The following is a 25378-nucleotide window of genomic DNA, read 5'->3' as shown; positions in this document are numbered from 1 at the left end:
CGTTCGTTGATACAACTTTACATTTTTAGACGTTGCATAGTCTATCAAGTCTGCTCCAATCTTTGAATTTGAGGGTGTAACTATCGTAAGTATTGCAGCACCATAATCGGACGCCTTAATTTCGCTATTCCATTTTCCATTCACATAGCCACCTTTCATATTACTTAAAACATCGATCATACCTTTAAGTTGTCCCGGGTTGTTTGGATCGGTCAAAGACACACTTGCTTTAAATTTTACCTCAGTAAATGAGGAATTAGGGAACATTACTTTTTCCTTTTCACCATCAGTGAAAGTTACAACTTTAAAACCACTATCCCCAACCTTGTCTGGGATAACACTTCTACGCCCAAGACCAGGGTTTGGCACATTAAACTTAGTATTGTTTTTAGGCTCGGCGAGCGAATTTAAAACGGCGTTTTCATAAATTCTTCCTACCCTTGTAATTCCGCCACCAGATTGAAATACTCCATTTGCGGCAGCCGCCTGAATAAAACTTGACGTTGTATTCGATGTAAATTTACGATACATCCAGTCCCATAATACCGCAAAAGGGCTAGGTATCATGCCATCTGGATCGGTATATTTAACAGGATTATCAAACGCATAATTGTAGGTAGTCCATCTGCGCATTTTATCAGCCATTGGATCCGGTGTTGTCCACCTAGCTGTTGCTGCATCATAAAATCTAGCACCGTAATCATAAAGATTTGTCTCATCCTGAAATTCTTTATGATTATATAGATAATTGTTTTTCGTGCCATAAACATATCCTTGATTTGGCATGTTAAAGCCATAAGGATAATAGCTATCAATTTGTATAATTTTAGGTGTCAGTTGGTAAGGATCGACGGGATCAGAGGTAACAGTAACTCGGGTATTACCTTGGTTATCCTGAAGATCATACTCATAAACGTATCTACTTCCGTCATACCGGGCCCTACCTTCCTCCGTAGCAATTGAACTGAGTACGCCCTGTCGATATTCTATTCCATCAACATATTCTGACAAGGAATTACCTGAAGAAAACTGTTTCCGTAGTTTTTTTCCGTCGGCTTGATAAACGTAAGTTAATACACCAGCACCAATGTTTATGTTCTGAGGTAGATTCAGCAGGTTATAGCCTACATTGCTGATACCTTTATTAAGATCTTTGTTTTGATTTCCATTTGTATCATAAGTATACTCGGCCCCCGTCTTTATTGCATCATTAAAACCAAGAGAATTATTTGTGTAGTCATCAATTCGAGTTTGTTGGTTACCGTTATAACTATAAATCAAACTGTCGATCTGATTTTTGGCTCCGCTCGCTGTTGGTGCATACCGGCCGATAGAAAGGACGTTGCCCAGATTGTCGTAGTTTAGAAATTCGCTGTAATTCCCATCTTTAACTCCATTAGTTAGCGAAACCGATTCTTTAAGTCTATTCATAGAATCGTAGCGGAAGTCATAACCTAATAATGGTGGAGAAAATGAAGTCGTTGGAGCGACCTTCCACTTTATACCACTAACATTTCCATTGAATTGAGCCAAATTACTCGCAGCGTTTTCGTAATTGACGTCTAAACCAAATAAATCATTGGTATCTTCATTAGTTAAACCATTATCATTTATTAGTGCAGCGTTATTAATGTTAGTAAGCCATCCCCGACTGTTATATCTAAAATCTAAGGTTTGCAGAAAAGACAAGCCGTTGTTAATAGAATGCAATTTTTTCTTAATTAGCTGTCCAATTTCATTATATACTCTGCTGTTTAATACTACCGGTGGCTCTTGATTTATCTGTTCAACTGTCTTTGTTTTCCTACCAAGACCATCATAAAATTGGTTTAAAGACGTCTTAACTATCAGTTTGCTTGCAGACAAACTTCCGTCTTTGACGAAGTGAATTCGTACTATTGAAGAAATTGCCTCATCAAAATTATAAGTGTTGGTTGTTAAATCATAATTGAAATCAGTTAGTGTACCGCCTAGATAATGTTGCTGATACGTTTGTAAAACATGGCCTAATTCGTCGTAATAATGTATGGTCCAAAGCATATTGTTTGTACCTAAGACATTTTTTTTACTTGCCACCAGCAAACCTTTAGTCATGTTCAACGTGGCATTTACAGGAGCAGAATAAATGGCAGGAAGGCCAGGAACATTATCGTAGCTGTCGTAATAATTAATCGATAGCGTAGTTACGACATTGGCAACAGGCCATGCCAAGTTACTATACCCGCCAGAATAATTTTCCCAGTAATACGTACTGAAGTTGTTGTTAATAAGTGATTGCAAACTGTTTTGAGATATGCTCACCCCTCCATTATTCCATAATCCAGTAATTATAATTCTTCCCTGGGCATCATATTTATTAAAGAGCCACTGGTTTTGAGCAAATTGATTTGCGTCCTGGACTGCGACAACCTGATCTAAATTGTTATAAACTAGGTTTTCCCACCCTCGCCCAGGCGTTTTTTTACCAATTACACGATTACGATAATCAAAGTGATATCCAAAAAAGTATTTCTCGAATAGTGGATCCGCCTCAAGAAAGGAACTTGGGTAAGCTTCACTTGTTGGGATAGGCGGAATAACATAGGTTAAGTTATTTAAATCATCATAAATATAATATGTTGATAGATAAGAAACCGGAGACGAAGAGTTTTGAACTTTTCTACAAATTAAAAGATCGGATTTGTTTTTAAACTCAATAGTGATATAGCCATTTTCATCAGTAAACTGTGTCGATTTAAGCTGCCCTGAAGTATAATAGGCTGAATTGTTTGCTCCATTGCCTGCAGTATTTACACTCCAAAGCAGTACTTCGTTTGAAGAATTAACTCCATAACTAGTTTTATCGGTATGTCCACTTCCAGAAATTCCAGTGGTTGATAACTGCCATGGTGAACCGGCATCACCTTGCTCCAATACCCGTCCGAAATCAGACGACTCAAAAAGGGTTCCTTTAATGGGGTCAGAAATATGAGCAATGCCGCCTGGTAGTTGCGCGCCAGTTGCTCCGACTGGATTGTAAAAATTTATTAGTGCTGTTTCAGGATTAATTTTATAACTGCCGTCATTTCCCCCAGAACCACTGATAACGAATGGTAAATATTGTACCGGCTGCCTGCCGTAAAGGTCGTATTTATTTGCTTGAATTACGTCGTTGCCAAGAGAACTCCCTCTAACTAAAATTGATTGAGATTCACGTCCTAACCCATCCATATATTGAATTTTTTGGCTGACTTCGCAAGTATTATTTTTAGCCATTAAATCACCAATCGAATACACGCCGGGAACCTTCGATGCCATTGTCAAAACATAGTTTTGGCCTTGACTTAAATTCAGATTCAAGGGGTAACAACCAGGATCAATAAAAAGATGAAGTGAACTTCCGGGAGTGGAAGAGAAGTTAAAGGTTGGTGTTATCGTGACGCTGCTAATGTGATAATATTCACCTGAGGCGGGTGTACCTGTCATCAATCCTTGGCTAACATAATTTTGACTAAACGCTAAACCACGTACCATCACAAAAACAAGGAATAAGCTGAACTTAATTTTCCCGCGATTTTTACTCTTCATTTATGTTAGTTTTGGATTTTTAGAGATAGGTCTGTACTGCCCATTGAAACGATAACGTTGTTAAAGATTTGCCCAGGCGCTGTGACCGCGTTTCGCTGACCTAAATACATTGTTTTACTTACAGCATTGCCAGAAGGGCTTACGACTAAATTATATGTACCTGGTGGTATTAAGCCGCTTGTGTCAGCGCCCGCAGGAAAGGCGAAATTTATATTGGATCCGTTGCCCGTAAAGGTTACCGTAAAACCGCTATTACTATTATTAAGCATTTTAAACGTGATTGGACACGTTCCCGTCATTCCAAGCGACCTCCATTGAAATTTGTTGTAAGTAGCACTTACCGGATTTACATCGACTTGTTTTTGCAACTGTTCTCCGGTGCTATTTCCAAAGCCGTCTATTGCGCATCTAGTTTCGCCTGAAACGTCTTGCCAAATTTGAGATTGATCTATGAGGTTATATTGATATGCTTTGACTATGTTGCCGTATTGATCTTTGATTGCAAGGAGCCTTTTAAAGTCGTCGTATTCAAAATATGCAGTTTTGCCCTTACTGTCTGTTGAGCTTGACAGACCGACCCCTTGTTGGTAGGTAAACGTACTCATTTCGGAATCTTTAGGATAAATTCTGATATCATCATAATTAATACCATTTGGAAGCGCGAAACTATTACCAGTATAAGGAAGCTCACCAGAGTACGTCCAATTGCTACCACTACTTTTGTACCAATAACTCAGAACAAAATTTCTGTTAGTAGGAGGAGACCAAGAGATAGTAAAAGGCTGACTCATGTAGAACCGTCCCGTGTGCGGTCCAGAGCCAGAGCCACCCACAAATGTCCCTATTGTAACGCCTGGCAGCGAGCTTTCTTCAAACCCTTCATAGTAAAACTCATCACCGCCAGCGTTTTTACATTGCGCAATGGCATATGTGTTATTGTAGCCCCATCGGTAGCCGATCAACGGTCCTCCGAAAAATGAAAGGGTTATAGGATTTCCAAAGTAATCATAATAAACGTACTGAACGCGCGTTTCCAAAGGCCCAGCGTACTTTTGAGTTTTAATATATTTAGGCAATATTAGGCTAGGATTCGACCAATTTTGACTATATTCATTTACTGTCTTTGATACTTTTACTCCATTAACTTGGTTTTCTTCTTCAATGATTTGATTAAGCATATTTTTCGAAACCATATTTTGATATGGCGTCGTCTGTCCAAGAGCCACCATATCATATGCAAATCGCTTGATCGTTTTTAACGATTTTCCTTCGCTAGAAATGATTTCTTTGGACGTGGGCTGAAGATAGCCGGAATTATAGGTGTAATTTACAATATTACTCAACGTGCCATTTCCTTCATATATCCAAGTTTCCTCTTTAGTATTTACAATATTTTGTGTAAAAATATTATATATGGCGTATTGTAATCGGTTTAGTGTAGACCATGCAGCTGCTGAAATTGATACTTGATCTCTAGTAAGTAACGTATATACAACTTTTTTCTGAAGGGAAAAAGTTGAACTCCCTGTGTTCAAATAATGCTCCTCTCGTAACAAAAGCCCATCATTTTGATCATGCGTACTGGGTATATTTATATCACCCGCAGTTAGATCTGGAACATTGTAATAATAATAAGTCGACTTGCCGTTTTCGCCGTTTAATCCGTCAAGTACGGAAACTTGATCGTATCCATATGGAGATCCAGTCGCGGAATTTCCAAGTGGAAGAAAATTCTGACTACTGAATAATTTATAGTTGACGGTAATGTTTGTATTAGATGACCAGCTTTCCCCGGAATTTGTGCAAGTGTAAATTCCACCTCCTACCGTATTAATAGAATAAATTCGATTCCCCATGGCTTTTCCACTAGATACGATTTGGCCGTTTTCATTCAGCATCGTATAATCGTACTTTTTTACCGAAAGGAGTTCATCATGTGAATCCCTGGTTTCAGTTTTTTGAATTCTGGCACCATATACTCCGTTAAGATCATGTTTTTCATAAAAAAATGTTGTCGAACCCGCTGTAGGATATTTTATTTTTGACAGCATGCCAATAGTTGGGTCGTTGGAATAATAACCGTAAGCTTCCACATTATCCACTTTTGGCGGGAACACGGAGTTTTCGTCAAGATTGTATACGAAAGAATATGGATTAGTCGTTAATGTGCCTGTATAATTAATTTCCTTAATTCCTTGTAGGCGCAATCGTTTGGCTTTATAATCTGGCATGCCATTCAAAGCATCAAAGTAATCGTATGAGAAAACAAGCTTTTTTACCTGGTCGCTTCGACTATTGAAAATAATAATTTCAGTAAGCTTTTTTGATAAAATATTCCCACCTGAAAGGTCATTTTGAAGGTCAATTCTATCATTATAATTAAACTGTACTCTACCTCCTGTATAAACAATATTGTCTAGAAGTACTTCTTCCGTAACAACGTGTGTATTTACCGTGGTCGTATTATTATATTGCTGATAATATTGATTATAGACTTGGTAGTAATTCTGCATGAAACATTGTGTCTGCGGATAAAAAGATAAAGAAGTCGATTTTGATCCGGTAGACGTCGTGAGATCTTGAATAACTTTCGGAATGAACGAAGCATAATTAAAAGTTGCAACCTCACCTCTCGCTGAGGTTATTGACGAAAGGTACCATGCCGTCACGTAATTTCTATTAACAGTCTGAGTTCCGCTTATAGAATTTATAACAATCGTTTGGACTTGATTTTCTCGTTTTTGAAAAGAATATATGGCGCCATCCTCCATTGTTACTAAGAAGTTCCCGTTGGCATCCAAAGCTATTCGAATGTCATCTTCTTTCCTTAAAAATCTGATCGTGCCAGGATAATCGATTATAAATTTTCCTGTGCGACCATTGAAATTATAGCAAAAAATATCTGGTGCAGCATCAATTCCATTCCCGGCCTTTTTATCGGATGGTGGATGGCGAAAAAATCCAACATCTGAAAAATCATCTAAGAAATTCACTGATCGTGTAATGACTCCTGTATTACTCAATGTCCAATCTAATCCAACAAATGTCGCCTCGCCTAAGATTTTAAGACCGTCAGCATGATAATTAAGTGAGATTGGAAAATCCAAGTCTTTGCTTTTCATGTCATATATCGGAACTGAGATGTTCGGTGTCCCTGTGTATAGGCTTACAGGAATATTTCCATACACCCCTAGGCCGGACGCATTAGGGGAAAGTGGCACATAGCTTTGAAGGGCTGGCGATTGAGCTTTGATATAGTTTGAAAATATAAGTGCAGTTATAAGCAAGAAATATTTTAATTTCATTTCAATATAAAATTAGCATATAATAACCACTACATGTGAATGTTTAGTTAGCAACTTAGTAGCGGTGGAATTAATATTATTCTAGGAATTTTGTGAGATTCATATATTGAATATAGCCTATCAATGGGCACAATATTTAAGGCCGTGAGAAACTACATATTGCCCAATTAAGGCCTTGCTATTTTTTTGAACAGACGCTTATTAAGCCGTTCTTGGGACGCCATTCGTTTTTTGAGATTAGCAAGCTCCTTATTTTGGTCAATAAGGTACAGGGTCAACTCTTCGATTTTTTTCAAAAGTAAAGCGTTCGTCTTTCCAAGATCAATCCCGTTTGCTTCCACTTCTGCTGCTGATGGAACATCCGGCAGATGCTTGTTTGCATTGATAAACGAGGAGACTTTAGATAGTGGCAATAGGTTATAGTTTTTGTAAAAAACATAGTCAGACCAACCTGTTTCTACTTTTATTTCTTTAGCCCTGATGGTTCCGTTTACAGCCAGCTTGAACGTCCCGGGGGTTCCCGTCCCTATACCTACGTTTCCGCCTGGCATTACTGTAAAACGTTCGTCTCCGAAGCCCGTACCATAGTTGCCGTCTCCTGCATCTTCCCAAATGCTGAATCTTGCGTTGGTCGAATTGGTGTTCGCAAAGCCGCCGATGGCCCATTTTTTATTCCCGCCACGATAAGATAACAGCAAACGCGCATCATCACCGGTAGGGTTGTCTGTTGCCAGAGTCACCACATGGCCCCAGGCCTGCCCGCCTGTTAGATGAAAAAGACCCGCGTTAGCACCGCTTGATGGTGGAGCAACTTCTAATCTGGCATTTGGAGTAGATGTACCAATACCAACTTCCCCTGTCTTTTTAATCATCATCTTCTGGTTGCCGTCTGTAGCAAAAAGAAGCCCTGCGCCAGTAGTCGCATATAATGTCGTGTTTGTCGCATCAGAATAAAGTGCAGATTGCCCACCATTGATCCAGTAACCATTTTTTACATCCCATGTTCCGGTCCTGAAATTATAAAAACCATTGACTGCATTATCGTACGACCGCATGCCCATTCCGTACCATCCGCGCATATAGAAATTATTTCCGGTGTACGTCGCATTATCTGCATTTCCAGTCTCAAATCCATTTGTCCCGTTCGTTGGAGATATTTTTAAATTACCAGTGACAACAAGGTCGGCATTAGTGACATTTCCCGCGTTAGTAACCTGTTGCAGCGTCGGAATTTGGGCAAACACACTGCACACAAAGCAGCTTAAAATAAATGTAAGGTAAAGGTGTTTCATGAAATAAGGTTATAAGTTAAAAGTACGGTGTATTTTAAGGGCGCGAGGTGACAGGACTACTGGTAACAGCAGTGGCCGGTCTGGCATAAGTTGATCCCTTTTTTTTCGTCGAATAGACATTAAGCTCAGTGGCAGACAAAAGCGATGCAAACTCCGCGAACAGCCGATCTTTAAGAGCCGCCACATTCTTACTGGATTCCTCATTTGCGGACGCGGCCTGAAGAAGATTATTCTCCTTATCGAAAAAAGCAGCAAACTGGAGTTTTCGCTCGACTGTCAAATTAATTACAGATGATACATCTGCAACCTTCATAATAACACCTGTGGAATAATTTTTTTTTACAAGAAGAGTATCTTGGGCACGAGCAGCCGACACAAGTAAAAACAAGCTCAATAAGCTTGCAAAGAAGATTTTCATGATAAAGTCAGGTTAGTGATATTTTAATGTCTAATATATAAATAATATCATTCAAAAAAACCATTGTAATATTTTTTTAATAAAAAATTATTACTCAGAAAGTAAAGCTAGGTATATATCACCCTACTAATTGTAATACAAATATTATGTATGCATAGACACTTAATGTCGCTTCGTAAATCATTAGCTGTAGAATAGATCGGAGACTATTGGATTAACTCGATTGTTTATTGAAAAAATAACACATCTGCGAACTTTTAACGCTTGAAAAGTTTAAAAATCTCTTCCAGCATCAGCAAAGTTATTAGATATAAAGAGGTTCTACACGTCAGAGGTTCGCTTGATAATTTAAATTCACTCTCTATCATTGCAATGAATTATTGCATTAATTTAGCGTTATAATCATCTAAAATATTGCTTGGCAGACTTTTCAAATAAACCTCCGTTGTCTTTAGACTTGAATGACCTAGCATGGCACTAATCGCATTTAATGGTACCTGTTGCAACATCGCCTGGGTGGCAAAAGAATGTCTGCTCACATAACTGGTTAGATTTTGCTCAATATCGCATAGCTTTGCCAGCTCTTTCAATTTTGCGTTATAGCGTTTCCTTGCCCATTGAATATCCTTATCCATGAGGAATGCGCTATCTCGTTTTATAATAGGAAACACATATGGCGATTCCTTATCTAAAGAGATGTAGTACTGCAAGATTGTATTCAAATTCGGCACGATCTTAATATCATACAATTTGCTGGTTTTTCTGCGCCGGTATTGGATACGACCGTCAACGATATTGGATTTCTTTAAAAAAGCCATATCCGTAAAATTCATCCCATACATCATATAGCTGGCAACAAAATAATTACGAGCATTAAAGCAAATGTGATCCTTTTCTATCTGTTTATTGATAATAACTTGCAGCAGGGTTATATCTAGTGCACGCTTCTCTGTTGGTACTGATTTAATCTTATAATCAGAAAACGGGTAACTCTCTTTCTCGATAATCCCGTCTTTAATTGCCTTGTTAAAAATGGCTCTGATAGCGCGCACATATACCGACAGTCCGTTATAAGAATTACCCTTGCCCAAGTGAGCAATTTCAAATTTTTTCAAAAAGCCATAAGTAACATCTTTGAAATAAAGTTCCTTATCTTTTGTGAAAGTTTTTAGAACAGCAACCACACCTTTGTAAGATCGTGCTGTACCTATTCGGTTTGCCGATATTAGTTCCTGTATTTGTTGATTAGTGTATTCGTAGAATGAAGTAGATGTATTCTTTTTGACAAGCAAATTTCTGATTTCAACGATAGTTAAGCTTTGCAAACGCCCTGTTTCGTTCAGCGTCAAGATAATATCCATTGCCTCGGATTTGGCTTTCTGTATCAAGTTGTTCAACCGGGTAACCGAATTGGTTCCTTGATAGGACTTTTTCACAATTCGCGCTTCATTATCCCAGTCTTTTTTTTGAAGGCTTATATCTAACGGAATAGCTGTCGTTCGTTTATTATGGCCAAGTCGCATTACCAAAGGATAAGAGCCATCCTTTTTTTCGCGGCGTTCGTCAAGCGAGATAACAATATTAGTATTCATCATGATTAAAGGTACAAATAATTTGCACAAGATTTGCACAAGAAAACTGAATTAATATGGACTTTAACGTAGCTGTTTAATTATAATAAGCTGAAAATAAGCTAGTAGATAACTACATCAAACCATATGAAACCAATAATCCATTGCCTTACAAGCAGAGGGTCACTGGTTCGAACCCAGTAACTCCCACTTAATAAAAGCCTCTTAGAGATAATCTAAGAGGCTTTTTGTTTCTCTTAACTTTCTTTACCTTCAAGTGCGTGCAATGTGTTACAGATTTTAGCAACTCAAACGGGTTGATGATTAAACCATGAGGTTTTAGGGCGATTTTATGAAATACTATTAAATCACGAATCCGCTCACAACGACGAGTTTTTCCGAGACTGAAAACATTTCCGAAATGCGCTTAAAAACAAATACCACCTCAATAAGGTAACCTATCTAAACAAACTTAGTTAACTTAGGGAATTGCTGCGTACAGGCACCCGATTAATTTTTATTTAAAACAGGATATCTTAAGCGATTGTCGTTCGGTTCTTGGGCTCAGCATTAATGGTCTAAGGGTGTGGTACAAAAAAGAATCTAGATAACACAGTCATGAAAATTAAATTATTAGGATTATTGCTTATAGCTTTTGCAAGCTGCCAATCAAATGGAAAACCAACAAAAGAGATGAGTAACGATAAGGATACTACAAATATTTCGGCTGCAAATAATAGCGAACCGGCACAATCCAAAATGCCTTTCCCGATGCAAACCGGATTTACTGATCAATACCTTAAAGCCACATTTTGGAAGTGTAATTACAACTCTGCCGGCCCTGAAAATGCTTATTGGGTGATATTACCAAATACTATAAAGCCTACCCAGATAGAGCCGCAAAAATTGGAAAAGGTTGGCCTTACTAACATTGGCGTTTATAACACTATTGATAAATCTCTTCCCTATATTGAGGTTTGGGTTGCTTATGAAAATTTAAAATCAAACCAAAACCCTGTTGAATGGCTTTTAAATAAAATCCGCATAACGGGCGAAACCGTTTTGAACCAAAGCCCTATAACCTATCCTGACGGGCAAAAAAATGTTGATGTATTAACATCTAAAACAATTGGTAACGGAGAAAAGGTAATTAGCAGATTTACGGGAGTGCATAGAGGCACAAGCTATTATGTATTAAAAGCCTCCTGCAGCGAGAAAGATTACAAGGGGCAGGCTAATAATATATTCCACATTGTGTCGCACTGGGGTTTAAAACAATAGCTCATGCCCTTATGATTTACTCTTGTTAAGCAACGTCTGAAGCCTGCTACAAAAAATGAGCATGCTGATTGAATGTTAACTATGATTGGGCAGTACAGCAGTTCTGGAAATTCTAAATACTTGAAAGCACTGTCAACCCAGCAACTTAGCTAACGGTAGTAGCTATTCAACAGTAACTGTTAAACCTTCTTGCTGAAGTATTTTCCGGTAAACCTCCATTTCGGTGAAAGAGCCTTCCAGAACAGCGCATTTCCCTTCATTATGCACCTTCCATGCTATCTTCTCTCCTTGCGATTCGGTATAATCCAGGTACTTCATCATGCAGTGGATCACATGTTCAAACGTGTTATGGTCATCGTTCCATAAGATAAGGCGGTGCATTTCTTTAAGCCCGGCCAGTATCTCTTCAAGCGTGAGCGTTTCTTCCTGTACTTCGGTTGGCATAATATGGGCAAAAATACTTAAAAACAGGGATATAATTACATTGAAGTTTTTGCAAAGGCTAATCTATTCCACCTGGTATTTAAGCACCTGCCTGCCAATATTCCCCTGACTATCGATGCCTTCGATAATCATCTTGTAATTTCCTTTGGTGCCAGCATTAAAGTATTCGAAGGTGGCCTTACCATCGGCACCGGTCACAACATCTGGTTTCCAAAAAATTGTACTGCGCAGATCAGCCAGTTGTTTATTTTCTTTAGGATTATCATAACGAGGCGAATAGAATGTACGTGCCTGTAAATATCCTTTAGGGTAGATAACTTTAATACCGCGGCCACTTACCGGGCCGTCATATGGTTCATTATCACCGCCCCTTTTAGTAGTTATAAGCATTACGCCCGCTCCGCCACGGCCACCATAAATACTGGTTGACCCTGCATTGCGCAGCACTTCTATCGCCTGGATATCGTTATAGTTGATGCTGTTTATAAATCCCGGCTCTACGTAAACGCCATCCAATATTATCTGCATAGGTCTGTTGAACGATCTTGTGGAGTAAGGTACACCATTACGGAACGTTACCCCTACCAGCCTGCCCTGCAAACAATCTGCAATTCGGATGCACCCAAACTGCAGGTCGCGTGCTAAAATCACCTGGTCGGCATTGCCCGGGCCGTTAAGATTAGCAGAATATTTCAGCGCCTGTTTCTTTTCCCGAATGATCACCTCGCTTAAGGGAATCACGTGGTTGCCCACCCCGAAGCGCATTTGCGCCTGGTAAAGGTCTTTACTGCTCCTGGCATAAACTGATAAGTCTTGCCGCCGGGCGCTGATTGCGTATCTTAAATGACCGTTTGGAGGGCCGATGGAATCGATCTGCACCTCTACATCACGTTTATTTTTATCAGTACGTGCCTGTATAATAAATCGAAGGCTGTCCTGAAACGTCATGTTAGTAAAGGCAAATCGCCCGCGTGCGTCGGTAACAGTATCCATGGTGTAGTCGATATTGTCTAAGTCGATCAACTTAACTTTGCCGTTTGCAACAGGCTTTCCTCCGGCTGTCTTTACTGATCCGGTTACCTGTAAGGATTTTTCCGCCTGGTAAATTGTTGGCGTAAAGCGATCATTTAATATTTCGTTCCATTCAAAACGGCGATAGCCCTGTGTAAGCATAAGCACATCCAAATCTGCACGTGTTTTATCATTGATGTTGTTAAAGTAATAAGCGGGTTGCTCTACATACCCTTTTATATCCGAAGTAAGCAACAGGGACGACATGATGTTATTATCGTCATCATCGTTAAAAGGTACTTTATTTTCGTCTATCACCGCTACAGAGAAATTACCTGTTGTTGGCTTGCCGTTATCAGCACTTATAGTAAACTGTACTTTCTGGCGTGGTGCTGATGTTTGCATATTACCGGTTATGCCTAATTTTAAATTTTCGGGATGATGGACAAATACCAGCCGCTCATTGACAGGCGTGCCGGCTGCTGAGAATAACGTTAACTGTAATATGCCCGCAGGAATAAATTTTTTATCTATGTTAGTTACTCCCACCCGTATTTTATTACTGTAATAAACTTTACCACTGTTTTGCGCTACCAGCAACAGATTATCAGTTTGACTACGCCCGGCAATTTTTATCTGCAGATTCTGATCGTCGCTGTTAGATACGCTTAAAACATACCCTTTGTCGGCTACCTGCGGTAAAGCAACGGTTTGCACCATACCATCGGCAGTTGTAATTTTTGCCGAATAGCTAACGCCTTGAACAGGCGTCAGTTCAAAGATCCCCATACCTAAATGGCTACTTGCAAACTGGGCCACCTGCCTACCGGCGTTATTAATAATCAATCCTTTAACATCAACACCAAGTCCGTCGGTGCCAACTGCTTTAAACGCAACTTTAGTAGGAATGCCGGCTACCAGGCTACCGCTTTCCGGAAAAAATTGAACATCTGTTTTATCAGTTCTATTAGTGACAATACTGGCCGTAGGCGCAACAGGCGAACCATTGTTGCCCCTGTTGGTTAAGATGTTATTAATGATACTAACCGGCCTGTCAAAAAAATATTCGCTACCGGCGTTACGCATGTAATTAGTATAAGCCCGGATGCGGTAATTACCGCCGGTCAGAGTATCAGGTAAGGCAAAATCGCCGGCGGCAACGCCATCCCTTAACTGTAGTTTAACAGATTGTTTGATGGTTCCATTCAAATCCAATAGGTCTACATTTACTACACTGCTTATGGTAGTCAACTTATTTTCAGCTCCGCCGGTTACGTAAGCCTTAAACCAGATATCATCACCGGCAGCGTAATAAGGTTTATCCAGATGAATATAAACCTTTTCTACCGGCTGTGTTGCGGCCCATTTATTTAATTGCTGTATTAATTTATCGATAGGATCATCGTAAACAGCAAAGCCCGACAGGCCGCTTAAAGCCATTGCTGCTATTAATCCGAAAAGTACACGTTTGTAAACCATGGCGAATGCAAGCGGTGCAGTAAACAACCTTAATTGCCTGCATCACTTATATATACAACTACAAATCACTAAAATTTGTTCTTCCACATCATACTCTCAACGGGGCGGGTGGTTTTGTTGTTGTATTTGGCGTTATTTTTAGTGTTGTAACGCGTTTCGATATCGCCCTCAACCACAAAATAAATAAGTTGGCCTATGGGCATACCTGCGTAAATTTTTACAGGCTGCGCGCAGGAAATCTCCAGTGTCCATGTATTACAAAAGCCAACATCGCCTTTGCCGGCAGTAGCATGAATATCAATCCCTAACCTTCCGGTGCTTGATTTGCCCTCCAGAAAAGGCACATGCTGGTGTGTTTCCGTATATTCAACAGTTACACCCAGGTAAAGTGTGTTAGGTTGTAGTATGAAACCATCTTTGGGTATTTCAAAGCCAATGATCTCGTTATGTAATTTGGCATCAAGCACGCGATCTTTATAGGTGGCCAGGTGCTTACCCAAATGTACGTCGTAAGAGTTTGTCCCAAGGCATTCCCGCTTAAACGGCTCAATTATAATGGATCCTTTATCTATTTCTTCAAGTATGCGTTTGTCTGATAATATCATTGCCTTTTATTACGGGAGGCCTAAATTATCATTAATTGGCATAACACCCAACGGCAGTTTGTAAACAAGCGTTAACAAAACAGGTGCATAAAAAAACCGCCGGCGCTTACACACCGGCGGCACAAATTAAACCACCATAAAGGCAGTTACATCCACTCACATTCTCACCGCTTTGGATGTATTGTTAAAAGGCGTTACGCCTTTATATTATTTCGAACAGGCCCTTTCTCAACCAGGCGCTGTTTCATGCAGCTTTCTGTTAAAGCAACGGCTATTAAAATGGCTGCGGCTATGTAAATCCTTTTCATCGTAATCGTAATGCTGGGTTCGGTATTATTAATGTATTGACGTAAGTTACACCCAAAGTGTTACAACCTAAATAACTTTGTTAATATTAAATTTAACTGATACTATTTTGCTATCCTTTTTGCAATTTTACCCTTATGGCTATAGCGTACAGACAACAGGTTGATGATGATACAGAGTTTGCCCTCTGGAAGATCGAAGAAACTGCCGATGAATTGTATAGCCAACTGCAACTGGACGACAACGAGAAAGCCTATACTAAACAGCTGAGTAAGAATAAACGTTACCTGCACTGGCTGGGCACGCGCGTATTGCTGCGCAAAATGCTGCGTACTGATGAATATATTGATTGCAAAGTTGATGCACACGGCAAGCCTTACCTGGTTACCCTTCCCTATCATATATCTTTAAGCCACTCATTTGATTATGCCGCTGTAATGATAAGCAAAAGCGGACCGGTAGGGATAGATATTGAACAGGTTAAGGAAAAGGTTGAGCGGATTGCCCACAAATTTTTAAGGCCCGAAGAACTTGCGTTTATAGATCAGCAAAATAAAATAGACCACTTGTACGTTTGCTGGTGTGCCAAAGAGGCGGTTTACAAATGTTACGGACAAAAAGAGGTATCATTTGCCGATGATATATTTTTACAACCATTTGCCTATCAACCCGGCGGGGATCTGCGCGCCACTTTGGATAACGGTACTATTAACTTTAACTTTACTGTAGGTTACCTTAAGTACGAAGATTACATGATAGGGTACGTGAAGGCATAGTATGAAGAACAAGAAAGTAATTATACAAGATTGGGGACTTACAGATTATAAAGAAGCCTGGGACAGGCAGGAGAGCCTTTTTGCCGAAACCGTTAGGCTTAAAACGCATATCCGCAACCAGCAGGTAGCCGTTTTGGCTGGTGCTGAAGAGCCTGAAGAGCAAATTATCACCCCAAATTACCTGATATTTTGCGAACACCCCCACGTATATACGCTGGGTAAAAGCGGTAAAGCCGAACATTTGCTTTTAGACGATGCAGGATTGGAGGCAAAGCAGGCTGATTATTACCCCATCAATCGCGGGGGGGATATTACTTATCATGGCCCCGGACAAATTGTAAGCTACCCCATACTTGATCTGGACAACTTTTTTACAGATATCCACTTATACCTGCGCACGCTTGAAGAAGCAGTGATAATAACACTTGCTCATTATGGTTTAACTGCCGGGCGTTATCCTGGTTATACCGGCGTATGGTTTGATGCCGATAACGAGAATGCCCGTAAAATTTGTGCCATGGGTGTGCGCTGTAGCCGCTGGGTAACTATGCATGGTTTAGCTTTTAACGTAAATCCTGATCTGGATTATTTTAAAAACATTGTGCCTTGCGGTATTGATGATAAAGCAGTTACATCGATGCAACAGGAACTGGGCCGAACGGTTGATATCCATGAAGTAAAGCAGATCCTTATACATCACATTTCCGTACTTTTTGGTATGGAGATAGTGGAATGAACAAATTAAATATGCTATTGCTGGCCGGGTTTCTGGCCTTTAGTGGCTGTACAACTATCATGATATCAAACAGTGTTAAAAAGCCTGCATATACCTACCTTGCCCTTGGCGATAGTTACACAATAGGGGAAGCGGTTCCTTTAAAAAGTTCATTTCCATATCAACTTGCTGCCCAACTAACCGCAAGCGGAACAGACGTTACTGAGCCAAAAATTATTGCAACAACCGGGTGGACAACCGGAGAACTGATCGAAGCTATTAACAACAGCGATCTTAGGAGTAAACAGTATGATATCGTTACTTTGCTAATTGGGGTAAATAATCAATATCGCGGGCAAAGCCCGGATACTTACCGGCAAGAGTTTATACAACTCCTGGATACGGCTGTAAAATTTGCCGGCGGTAACAAAAAACATGTATTTGTACTCTCAATACCTGACTGGGGTGTTACTCCGTTTGCAGCAGGGCGCGATAAGGCACAAATTGCGAGGGAAATAGCGGACTTTAACCTCATCAATCGCCTTGAAACAGAGAAGGCGGGAATAAACTATGTCGATATCACTCCGATTTCAAAACAAGCTACCAATGATGCGTCCTTAACTGCGGATGACGGTTTGCACCCTTCTGCAAAAATGTATGGGCTTTGGGTTAAAGCGTTAGCTCCGGTAGTTAACCCGAATTTGAAATAGTCGTTACCATGATGCTTAGCTGCAGTTGGAGAACAGCTGCGAAGGATTTTTCCAGACTTCCTCTTCTTGTACGAACCATGGCTTAGTCAAAAGCTATTAACGCAACGTTAACACTCCGGCAAACTAATCGGAATATTAATGGCCAGACCACCATCGGATGTTTCCTTGTACTTGGAATTCATGTCCAGCGCGGTTTGCCACATAGTTTTCACTACCGCATCCAAACTTACCTTCGCTTTATCCGGGTTACTTTGCAAAGCTAATTGACTTGCGGTTATGGCCTTTATTGCACCCATCGTATTCCGTTCGATGCAAGGCACCTGCACAAGGCCACCTATGGGATCGCAGGTCATACCCAGGTGATGCTCCATGGCAATTTCGGCGGCCATTAATACCTGCCGCTGGCTGCCCCCTAACACCTCTGTAAGTGCAGCTGCAGCCATTGCCGATGATACACCTATCTCGGCCTGGCAACCGCCCATAGCCGCGGATATAGTGGCCCCTTTTTTAAATATACTGCCTACCTCTGATGCGGTAAGCAAAAATTGGATAATTCGCTCCTCATCAAAGCCATCGCAAAAGCTAATAAAATACTGGAGTACGGCCGGTATCACACCCGCCGCGCCGTTGGTTGGCGCCGTTACCACCCTGCCAAAAGATGCGTTCTCTTCGTTAATTGCAAGGGCAAAGCAGCTTACCCAATCTAAAATATTTTGGAAACTACTGCCTGTTTGGCGCATAGTGAGCAACCATTCATTATAATTGCTGTAGCTTTGCCCCTTCACAAGGCGTTTATTTAATGCTGATGCACGACGGGCCACATTTAAACCGCCCGGCAAATAGCCTGCAGTATGGCAGCCCCGATACATACATTCCTGCATTACCTTATAAATATTTAGCACCCCTTCCCGGGTGTTCTGCTCGGGGCGCCAGGCCAATTCATTCTCCATTACAACCTCAGATATTTTGAGCCCGGTTTTGCGGCACCAATGTAATAGGTCGTTAGCGGTGTCGATGGGAAATGGCAGGTCAACTTCCGCTTTTTGTTGCGTTTGCTCGCCTTCTTTTACCACAAAACCACCACCAATAGAATAAAAAGTACCCGAAACCGCAGTTTCGTTATTTAATAATGCCTGGAAAGTTACCGCGTTGGGATGAAAAGGCAAGCTCTCGGTAAACAGGAATAGCATATCCTCATCGGGAGAAAAACTGATCTGATGTTTACCGCCCAGCCATAATTTTTGACCGGTTGTGATGTAGTCGATTTTAGTATCGATCTGATCGACCGCGAATGTCACCGGGTCATCTCCGCTAAGACCCAGCAAGATGGCAATATCAGTTCCGTGCCCCTTACCTGTTTTAGCAAGCGAACCGTACAGTAATATTTTTATCTGCACAACCATGGGCAGTACTTCTTTTTGCTCCAAATAGTGCACAAATTGCTGTGCCGCACGCCAGGGCCCAAGTGTATGAGAGCTTGACGGGCCTATCCCTATTTTAAACATATCGAATACAGATATTTGCTCCCGTTGCATGGGCTAAAATTACGGATAGTAGTTGGATTGCAGAAATAAGCCAGTAATCAGTTTAGCCGCGCTGCTCGCTATAGCGCTTTTTCAGTGTGATGATGTTACTCTTAGTGTATCACATTCCCGGCAGTTTTACCCCAGCAGCTGCAAGGTCTTTAATAATCCGCTCTTGCAATGCGATCTTAGCCACTAAAAAATTACCTGGATCTACCCAAACGTTAACTATAAAGCGGATACCATCCAATTCCAAAGCCACTACACCTACGCGGGTTGCAGGCTCTTTTAACAGGTTAGGGGTAGCAAGTATAGCTTTGGTGATCACTTCTTTTACCTGGTCTACATCTATCGCGTAGCCCAATTTTAATTCAAAATCCAGGCGGCGCTTGCCTTCCCTTGTTTCGTTTACGATTACCTCGTTAAAAAGCTTGCCATTTGGAATAATTACTGTTTTGTTATCCACGGTTACTAAAACGGTATAAAAGATCTGGATGGAGGTTACCTTGCCACTCTGGCCCTGGGCAACTATGCTGTCATCTATGTCAAAAGGTTTCAAAAGTAAAATGAGTACACCACCGGCAAAATTCTGAAAAGTACCCGATAGCGCCAAACCTGCTGCAACGCTAAACGCCCCAATTATAGTTGTGAATATGGTAAGCTCCAGCCCGACAATATTCATTACCATAATGATCAGCAAAACGTATAAGCTGGTAATGGTAAGGCTTAATACAAAGGGCTGTAATGAAGAATGTACGTTGCGTTTGGTCATCCGCAATCGCAGGCGCGATCTTAAAAAACGAATGAACCAGATCCCGGCAAGCAGCAGTAATATACCGAATAAGAAATTAGGCCCTTTATCTACCGCCCAAACATGAAATTTATGATAGAATTCTTTTAGCTCCATATGAAAGCCAAAATTAACGACTTTTTATTTAACTGTATAATGTCACAAATAACTCGGGGCCTTTAAATAGGACCCACTCAACCAGGCGGCTGTGTATTTGTTTCTTATTTCTGATGTGCTTCATATAATAACCTGTTCAAACGCTGTGCCTAAAACGGCTGTTAACGTTTATATTACCAATTATGCACAATCATTTATCATAGATGTGGTAATAGTGTTAAACAACTGTTAAATAGGCTTTAAACATTGCCTTCTTAGGTCAAACACACTCGAAACACAAAACCCTCTGTATACAAAAATATACAGAGGGTTTGTTTATAATTACCGGGGGTAACCGATGCAAGAGCGATAATTACATCATGCCGCCCATACCGCCGCCACCCATAGGAGGCATACCCGCACCACCTTTATCGTCATCCGGCTCGTCAGCTAACACACACTCAGTGGTTAATAACATCGCTGCGATAGAAGCTGCGTTCTCTAATGCTACACGGCCTACTTTAGTAGGGTCGATAACACCAGCACCAATTAAATTTTCGTATTTGTCGGTACGTGCATTGTAACCAAAGTCGGCAGAGCCTTCTTTAACTTTTTGCACAACTATCGAACCTTCAATACCTGCGTTATCGCAAATTTGACGCAATGGCTCTTCGATAGCACGACGGATGATCTGGATACCAGTGTTCTCATCTTCGTTAGCGCCTTTAAGGTCAGCTAAAGCAGCTACCGCACGAATGAAGGCAACACCACCACCTGCAACAATACCTTCTTCAACAGCTGCACGGGTTGCATGTAAAGCATCGTCAACACGGTCTTTCTTCTCTTTCATCTCAACTTCAGAAGCTGCACCGATGTAAAGAACAGCAACACCGCCAGATAATTTAGCTAAACGCTCCTGTAATTTTTCTTTATCATAATCAGATGTGGTAGTTTCGATCTGCGCGCGGATCTCACCAACACGGCCTTTAATCAAATCAGCATCACCAGCACCGTTAACCAGTGTAGTGTTATCTTTATCGATAGTGATCTTTTCTGCCTGGCCTAACATAGATAGGTCAGCGCTTTCTAGTTTGTAACCACGCTCTTCAGATATTACAGTACCGCCAGTTAAAACTGCGATATCCTCTAACATTGCTTTACGGCGATCGCCAAAACCTGGTGCTTTAACAGCAGCAACTTTCAGTGAACCACGGATCTTGTTAACTACTAAAGTAGCCAAAGCTTCACCATCTAAATCTTCAGCAATGATTAGTAAAGGTTTGCCGGTTTGTACCTGTTTTTCAAGGATAGGCAACAACTCTTTCATTGAAGAGATCTTTTTATCATAGATCAAAATGTAAGGGTTTTCTAATTCCACTTCCATTTTATCTGAGTTGGTTACAAAGTACGGAGACAGGTAACCACGGTCAAACTGCATACCTTCAACTGTTTTAACTTCAGTTTCGGTACCTTTTGCTTCTTCAACAGTGATAACACCGCTTGTACCAACTTTTTCCATAGCCTCTGCAATTAACGAACCGATAACCTCGTCATTGTTAGCAGAAATAGATGCTACTTGTTTGATCTTATTGTTGTCTTCGCCAACTGTTTGTGATTGCGATTTAAGGTTAGCAACAACTGCAGTAACCGCTTTATCGATACCACGTTTAAGGTCCATTGGGTTAGCGCCGGCTGCAACGTTCTTAATACCTGCTGTAACAATAGCTTGTGCCAAAACAGTAGCAGTGGTAGTACCATCACCTGCAATATCAGCAGTTTTTGATGCAACCTCTTTAACCATTTGTGCGCCCATGTTTTCGATAGGATCTTTCAGTTCAATTTCTTTTGCTACTGTAACACCATCTTTGGTTACCGCAGGCGAACCGAATTTTTTATCGATAATTACGTGACGGCCTTTGGGGCCTAATGTTACTTTAACTGCATTAGCTAAAATATCAACACCGCGCTTTAAAGCGTCACGTGCCTCAACATTGTATTTAACTTGTTTTGCCATGATTTATTTATTGATTATTAAGTTGGTGATTTCCACCCGCTCAAATTTTATATTTAATTATTGAATTAATGTTTGTGTGAACTACTGATTGCACGGGTGTATATCCCGTCATTCAACATTTCAGAGATAATTAAAGTACAGCGTAGATATCAGATTCGCGCATGATCAGGTATTCTTTACCGTCAACGTTGATCTCGGTACCTGCATATTTACCGTACAGAACGGAGTCGCCAACCTTAACGGTCATTGGAATAAGGGCGCCAGATACATCAGCAAACTTACCCGGGCCAACAGCCACTATAGTTCCTTTTTGTGGTTTTTCCTGTGCTGTTTCAGGGATGTAAATTCCGGAAGCAGTTTTCGTTTCGGCAGCAGCGGCTTCAACAACCACCCTGTCCGCAAGGGGATTAATGTTTAATGACATAGTAATACTATTTTGAATTTATAATTTTAGTTTTCGAGTTTGCTTTTACATCAATTATGCCAAGCACTACAAATTATTACAATTGGCATGTTTACTGTTTTATTGTCACCTTTTAGTCATGCGTTAACAGCCTGCAAATATTAAGTTAACCATCGGGTGTCATCGTGTCAGTTATACTGGAGCATAAAAAAGGCTTTGGATGGTTATCCAAAGCCTTTTTAATATCGCTAATTAAATACTTATTTTTTAGGTGCAGGAGCCGGAGCAGCAGGTACGCTAAGCGGTGCCGATGATGGTGCAGCGGTTGGCTTAGATGCCTTTTTGATTTGCTCCATCAGTTGCGGATCATCAGATCTTTGTGCGCCACCCTTTAAGGTAACATTCATAATCAGTGATAATACCATGATGCTTATAGCTAATACCCAGGTACCTTTTTCAAGAAAATCGCCGGTTTTTTGTACGCCCATCAATTGTGAAGAGCCCGAAAAATTTGACGATAAACCACCGCCTTTGGGATTTTGAATTAATACAATTAAGCCTAAAAGCACACAGGCGATAATTGTGATGATCATTATTACTAAATACATTTCTTTATAATATCAATTGGTTTTCTTTTCTAACTGTTCAATCTGGGCTGCAAAGTAAAGCTTTTTTTCCGGGAATTTCAATACCAATTTTTTATAAGTGGCTATGGCTTTATGATATAACATCTGGTCGGTATAGATGCGGGCCAGTGTCTCTGTCACCATTACATCCTGGTCTTCCGAACTCCGTTTTGCCTTATTCTCGTTGTCCAGCCTGTCGGCGGCGGGCGCGCGGATCTGGGGCTCGTTATGAATAAACCGCTCGATGATCACATCCTCTTTTCTGTTATGATCAAACGCAATACCTTTTTCTTCATCGTCGCGTTCAATTCCGCTTACCGATGTCAGGCTAAAAATATTCTCGAAATACTGCTGCTGCAATTCGTCCGGCGCTTTGCGTTTAACCGGCTTTACCCGCTGATGTTCGGGCTGAACGGCAGAGTCAATCTGTATGTTTACTTGTTTAGGAACCGGGTTAGCCACATACGGCTGGAAAGTGCCGGCATGTTCCTTACGTGTTTTATCCAGCCACCACATAAAGCTATATGGCATGGTATCATCATTATAGCGTGATAATACTTCTTGTTCTTTCACAGGCTCTGGCGCCGTCGCTGTTTGTGCAGCATCCGGCTCTTGCTCCTGAGCTTGATCATTTGCCGGTTCGGAATTGCGCAACTCATCCAGCTTTTTATCAAACATCAAATAGTCGGCGCTTACAATATTCCCTAAGATCAGTTTTTCTTCGTCGATAGCAATATCTCTGTCCGTTAAACCTTTAGATAGCTGCAAAGGCCTTTCGTCTTCCTCTTCTTCATCCTCCGGGTAATCATCCTCATCAGAGAAAGTATTTTCCCAGGTTTGTCCCTCCGTGTCAGCATCCTGCGGTTGCAGTTCTTCAGACTCATGCAGCACATTTACCGTTGATGTAAAGCCGATATCATCTATGCCCACTATCTCGTCGTAAACTTCCTCATCAATATCCTCACCACGTGGCGCTGGCTCTTGCTTTACCGGGGCATGAACTGCAGGTGTGGTTTCATAAAAAGCACCCTCTACTTCATCCTGTTTTGCCTCGTCCGTAATGGCAATCTGCTCCTGGTATGAATTGTATAACTCAGGCACAATGGTATCCGGCTGTTCAGCAAGTTGTTCTTCCACTGTGGCGGTTTGTTCTGCCTCCGGGTGCGCCAGCTGTTCTTGATATGAATTGTAAAGTTCAGGAATAATAATACCCGGTTCTTCTGCAGATTGTTCATCTGCAGGTATGGGTTCTGCCGCTGCCTGTACTAACTGCTCTTTGTATGAAGCATAAAGCTCAGGTATTATATGATCGGCACTTTGAATTTCTTCATGTACCTCTTCGTCTATTTCAGTAGCTGTCGCCGGCTCGATTTCGCTTGTAACTATTTCTTCCTCCTGATCGGCTTTCGCTACGAATTCTTCCTGCTCCAGGGTAGGTATATCAACTTCTGATAGATGTTGATCAACCCAGGCAGGTTGCTGTTCATCGTCCTGAGGTACAATAACAGTATCCGGATCGTATGAGTCGGCAGCTGCTGGGGTGTCTTGTTCTTGATCTGCATTTGCAGGCTCTGCTTGTTCGGCAACCGGAGCAGCACTAAAATAACTTTGCGAAAGGTTGCTACCGGCGTTAATAATCCTTCCCGGCGCCACAAATGGCAGGTTGTCGGCATTGTAAAGCAGCTTGTGCAGGGTGCCGGGCTTAAAGTAAGCGGCCGCTTTTTTAACATCGTCGTTTTCACCGGCGCGGGCAAGTAAAACCTGCAGCAATCCGCTTTGCGGGTTATCGTGCACCATTCGCTCCAGGGTAGCTACATGTAACCGGCCTGTATCTGCCGGGTTGGCCAGCAAATCGTATAAAATTTCTTTATGCCTGTTATCTATGTATTGATCCACTGGTTATAAAACTATCAATTGCTTACCAATTTGCAAAGGCACGGTTAAAAATATCGTCGGTTAATTGTTTATTGATATCCCTTATAAGGGCCGGCTCCTGTGTCGACAAATCGCCCGTAAACTCCCTGTATTTAGTAAACGACTCTTCAAAATTAAACTTTTTATCTTTACTGTAAACATATTTTACTGTAACAGTAATTGTAAGCCTGCTGGCTCCCGCAATAGGCGCTGTATTAGAATTGGTTGCCTGGATAGATACCGGTGCAATTGTATAATTGGTGATTGCGCCAGACATAGTTGCATCCGCGCTTTCGCCACGCACAATGCTCAAACTGGTTTGTGTACGGATACGGTCTTTAAGCGCTTCGGTAAATTGCTGGCTCAGCGTACTTACCACCAACTGGGAATTATTTTCAAAATACTGAATATCGATTGTTTTGAGCCCCAACGGGATAGAAGCGCCGCTTTGAGTAAGCTTGTAGGTACATGATGCGAAAAGCATAATTACCAAGCCCAACATTCCTATATTAACTAAAAGCTTTTTGCCCAT

The 25378-nt window shown here is 41.1% G+C and carries 19 protein-coding genes; 4 read left to right on the top strand and 15 right to left on the bottom strand.

Features of this window, described 5'->3' with window-relative positions:
- From ACE5CV_RS09540 to ACE5CV_RS09520, 5 genes are all read right to left on the bottom strand, one after another.
- On the bottom strand, positions 1-3567 hold a 3567-nt coding region (locus tag ACE5CV_RS09540), incomplete at its 3' end, for a DUF6443 domain-containing protein (protein ID WP_374949939.1).
- 5 nt (positions 3568-3572) lie between these two features.
- Entirely contained in the window at positions 3573-6872 is a 3300-nt protein-coding gene (locus ACE5CV_RS09535) for a hypothetical protein (protein WP_374949938.1), read from the bottom strand.
- A gap of 167 nt (positions 6873-7039) precedes the next feature.
- A complete protein-coding gene (locus ACE5CV_RS09530; RefSeq protein WP_374949937.1) occupies positions 7040-8164 on the bottom strand; it encodes a hypothetical protein in 1125 nt (374 codons plus the stop codon).
- 34 nt (positions 8165-8198) lie between these two features.
- Positions 8199-8582, bottom strand: a complete 384-nt coding sequence (locus ACE5CV_RS09525) for a hypothetical protein (RefSeq protein ID WP_374949936.1) — start codon at positions 8580-8582, stop codon at positions 8199-8201.
- A 377-nt stretch (positions 8583-8959) separates the two neighbouring features.
- On the bottom strand, positions 8960-10177 hold the full coding sequence (locus ACE5CV_RS09520; RefSeq protein ID WP_374949935.1) for a phage integrase SAM-like domain-containing protein: 1218 nt from the start codon (positions 10175-10177) through the stop codon (positions 8960-8962).
- A gap of 594 nt (positions 10178-10771) precedes the next feature.
- Here ACE5CV_RS09520 and ACE5CV_RS09515 point away from each other — a divergent pair.
- Positions 10772-11434: a hypothetical protein gene (locus ACE5CV_RS09515; RefSeq protein ID WP_374949934.1), complete on the top strand. Its 663-nt coding sequence runs from the start codon at positions 10772-10774 to the stop codon at positions 11432-11434.
- A 162-nt stretch (positions 11435-11596) separates the two neighbouring features.
- On the opposite strand, the gene ACE5CV_RS09510 is transcribed toward ACE5CV_RS09515, so the two are convergent.
- The 3 genes from ACE5CV_RS09510 to dcd form a co-directional block, all read right to left on the bottom strand.
- Positions 11597-11878 carry an ATP-dependent Clp protease adaptor ClpS gene (locus ACE5CV_RS09510; protein ID WP_374949933.1) on the bottom strand — a complete coding sequence of 94 codons (282 nt, stop codon included), beginning with the start codon at positions 11876-11878 and terminating at the stop codon, positions 11597-11599.
- 63 nt (positions 11879-11941) lie between these two features.
- A complete protein-coding gene (locus ACE5CV_RS09505) occupies positions 11942-14368 on the bottom strand; it encodes a TonB-dependent receptor plug domain-containing protein (RefSeq protein ID WP_374949932.1) in 2427 nt (808 codons plus the stop codon).
- A gap of 68 nt (positions 14369-14436) precedes the next feature.
- A complete protein-coding gene (gene dcd / locus ACE5CV_RS09500; protein WP_374949931.1) occupies positions 14437-14973 on the bottom strand; it encodes a dCTP deaminase in 537 nt (178 codons plus the stop codon).
- A 443-nt stretch (positions 14974-15416) separates the two neighbouring features.
- Here dcd and ACE5CV_RS09495 point away from each other — a divergent pair, with 443 nt between their 5' ends.
- From ACE5CV_RS09495 to ACE5CV_RS09485, 3 genes are read left to right on the top strand one after another with little or no spacing between them, the layout of a single operon-like run.
- Positions 15417-16055 (top strand): 4'-phosphopantetheinyl transferase family protein, encoded by a 639-nt coding sequence (locus ACE5CV_RS09495; RefSeq protein ID WP_374949930.1) that lies wholly within the window; start codon positions 15417-15419, stop codon positions 16053-16055.
- A 1-nt stretch (position 16056) separates the two neighbouring features.
- Positions 16057-16791, top strand: a complete 735-nt coding sequence (lipB, locus tag ACE5CV_RS09490) for a lipoyl(octanoyl) transferase LipB (RefSeq protein WP_374949929.1) — start codon at positions 16057-16059, stop codon at positions 16789-16791.
- Positions 16788-17480, top strand: a complete 693-nt coding sequence (locus ACE5CV_RS09485) for an SGNH/GDSL hydrolase family protein (RefSeq protein ID WP_374949928.1) — start codon at positions 16788-16790, stop codon at positions 17478-17480. The genes lipB and ACE5CV_RS09485 overlap by 4 nt, the downstream gene beginning before the upstream one ends.
- Before the next feature lie 107 nt (positions 17481-17587).
- Here the strand turns inward: ACE5CV_RS09485 and ACE5CV_RS09480 are convergent, their stop codons facing one another.
- The 7 genes from ACE5CV_RS09480 to ACE5CV_RS09450 all read right to left on the bottom strand — a co-directional run bounded on the left by ACE5CV_RS09480 (position 17588) and on the right by ACE5CV_RS09450 (position 25378).
- Complete coding sequence (locus ACE5CV_RS09480) at positions 17588-19015, bottom strand: L-serine ammonia-lyase (protein WP_374949927.1); 1428 nt, start codon at positions 19013-19015, stop codon at positions 17588-17590.
- 109 nt (positions 19016-19124) lie between these two features.
- Positions 19125-19910 (bottom strand): mechanosensitive ion channel family protein, encoded by a 786-nt coding sequence (locus tag ACE5CV_RS09475; RefSeq protein WP_374949926.1) that lies wholly within the window; start codon positions 19908-19910, stop codon positions 19125-19127.
- A gap of 352 nt (positions 19911-20262) precedes the next feature.
- Positions 20263-21903, bottom strand: a complete 1641-nt coding sequence (groL, locus tag ACE5CV_RS09470) for a chaperonin GroEL (protein ID WP_374949925.1) — start codon at positions 21901-21903, stop codon at positions 20263-20265.
- A gap of 130 nt (positions 21904-22033) precedes the next feature.
- Positions 22034-22327, bottom strand: a complete 294-nt coding sequence (gene groES / locus ACE5CV_RS09465) for a co-chaperone GroES (protein ID WP_374949924.1) — start codon at positions 22325-22327, stop codon at positions 22034-22036.
- 239 nt (positions 22328-22566) lie between these two features.
- A complete protein-coding gene (gene secG / locus ACE5CV_RS09460) occupies positions 22567-22914 on the bottom strand; it encodes a preprotein translocase subunit SecG (RefSeq protein ID WP_374949923.1) in 348 nt (115 codons plus the stop codon).
- Positions 22915-22926: 12 nt separating this feature from the next.
- Complete coding sequence (locus ACE5CV_RS09455) at positions 22927-24828, bottom strand: hypothetical protein (protein ID WP_374949922.1); 1902 nt, start codon at positions 24826-24828, stop codon at positions 22927-22929.
- 22 nt (positions 24829-24850) lie between these two features.
- Positions 24851-25378, bottom strand: a complete 528-nt coding sequence (locus ACE5CV_RS09450; RefSeq protein WP_374949921.1) for an LptE family protein — start codon at positions 25376-25378, stop codon at positions 24851-24853.

Source organism: Mucilaginibacter sp., from assembly GCF_964263795.1.
In the GTDB taxonomy this organism is placed as follows: Bacteria; Bacteroidota; Bacteroidia; order Sphingobacteriales; family Sphingobacteriaceae; genus Mucilaginibacter.
This window is presented reverse-complemented; position numbering and strand designations above follow the sequence as displayed.